The organism is Streptomyces sp. NPDC040410, from assembly GCF_055595715.1.
On the sequence record NZ_JBVIVK010000071.1, the window covers coordinates 1 to 1,856 of the forward strand.

At 71.8% G+C, this 1,856-nt stretch carries 2 protein-coding genes; both read left to right on the plus strand.

What is annotated here, in order from left to right; all coding sequences use genetic code 11:
- Positions 1–794, plus strand: a 794-nt coding sequence (locus tag ACZ562_RS38315; protein WP_471189344.1) for an electron transfer flavoprotein subunit beta/FixA family protein, incomplete at its 5' end; no start/stop codon positions are given.
- A gap of 54 nt (positions 795–848) precedes the next feature.
- A complete protein-coding gene (locus ACZ562_RS38320) occupies positions 849–1,811 on the plus strand; it encodes an electron transfer flavoprotein subunit alpha/FixB family protein (RefSeq protein WP_471189347.1) in 963 nt (320 codons plus the stop codon).
- Positions 1,812–1,856: the final 45 nt, after the last annotated feature.

The window sequence follows — 1,856 nt, forward strand, 5'->3', positions numbered from 1 at the left end:
TGAGGATCGTTGTCACTGTGAAGTACGTGCCCGACGCCACTGGCGACCGGCACTTCGCCGATGACCTGACCGTCGACCGGGACGACGTGGACGGTCTGCTCTCCGAGCTGGACGAGTACGCGGTCGAGCAGGCGCTGCAGATCTCGGAAGGCCGGCGGCAAGGCGGTGACGACGACGTGGAGATCACCGTGCTGACGGTGGGTCCGGAGGATGCCAAGGACGCGCTGCGCAAGGCGCTGTCGATGGGCGCGGACAAGGCGGTCCACGTCGAGGACGACGACCTGCACGGCACCGACGTCATCGGCACTTCGCTGGTGCTGGCCAAGGCGATCGAGAAGGCCGGCTACGACCTGGTGATCTCCGGCATGGCCTCCACCGACGGCACCGCGGGTGTGGTCCCGGCGCTGCTGGCGGAGCGGCTGGGTGTGCCGCAGGTGACGCTGCTGTCCGAGGTCGCGGTCGAGGACGGCACCGTGACGGGCCGCCGGGACGGCGACGTCGCGTCCGAGCGGCTTCAGGCGCGGCTGCCGGCCGTGGTGTCGGTGACCGACCAGTCGGGTGAGGCCCGGTACCCGTCCTTCAAGGGCATCATGGCCGCGAAGAAGAAGCCGGTGGAGTCCTGGGACCTGTCCGACCTGGACATCGAGGCCGAGGAGGTCGGCCTGGAGGGTGCCTGGACCGTGGTGGAGGCCGCGGCCGAGCGCCCGGCCCGTACCGCCGGCACGATCGTCAAGGACGAGGGCGAGGGCGGCAAGCGGCTCGCCGAGTTCCTCGCGGGCCAGAAGTTCATCTGAGCCCCGCAGTCGCCGACCGCCCCTCAACTTCGTTTCGCAGGAGAGAGCAATCCCATGGCTGAAGTCCTCGTCTACGTCGACCACGTGGACGGTGCCGTCCGCAAGCCCACCCTGGAGCTGCTGACGCTGGCCCGCCGGATCGGTGAGCCGGTCGCCGTCGCGCTGGGTGCCGGCGCCGCCGGTACCGCCGCCGCGCTGGCCGAGCACGGCGCGGCCCGCGTTCTGACCCATGAGGCCGCCGAGTACGCCGACTACCTGGTGGTGCCGAAGGTGGACGCGCTGCAGGCCGCGGTCGCGGCCGTGTCCCCGGCCGCGGTGCTGGTGCCGTCCTCCGCGGAGGGCAAGGAGATCGCCGCCCGGCTGGCCTTGCGTATCGGTTCCGGCATCATCACCGACGCGGTCGACCTGCGGGCCGGCGACGAGGGCCCGGTGGCCACCCAGTCGGTGTTCGCCGCGTCCTTCACCACCACCTCCCGTATCACCAAGGGCACCCCGGTGATCACGGTCAAGCCCAACAGCGCCGCGGTGGAGGCCGCCCCGGCCGCGGGCGCGGTCGAGGCCCTGAGCGTGTCCTTCTCGGCGCTGGCGACCGGTACCGAGGTCACCGGCCGCACCGCGCGTGAGGCGAGCGGGCGTCCGGAGCTGACCGAGGCCGCGATCGTGGTCTCCGGCGGCCGGGGGGTCAACGGCGCGGAGAACTTCGCGCTGATCGAGGCGCTGGCCGACTCGCTGGGCGCGGCCGTGGGTGCCTCGCGGGCCGCGGTGGACGCGGGCTGGTACCCGCACACCAACCAGGTCGGCCAGACCGGCAAGTCCGTGTCGCCGCAGCTGTACATCGCCTCCGGCATCTCCGGCGCGATCCAGCACCGGGCCGGCATGCAGACCTCGAAGACGATCGTGGCGATCAACAAGGACGCCGAGGCCCCGATCTTCGACCTGGTCGACTACGGCGTGGTCGGCGACCTCTTCGACGTCGTCCCCCAGCTCACCGAGGAGATCAACACCCGCAAGGGCTGATCCGGCCCGCGTGTCCGAGGCCCCCGCGACCGTACCCACGGCCGC

What these genes read in the sequence shown, in the direction of transcription:
- ACZ562_RS38320 (WP_471189347.1), top strand. Translation starts at nt 849, where the DNA reads ATGGCTGAAGTCCTCGTCTACGTCGACCACGTGGACGGTGCCGTCCGC.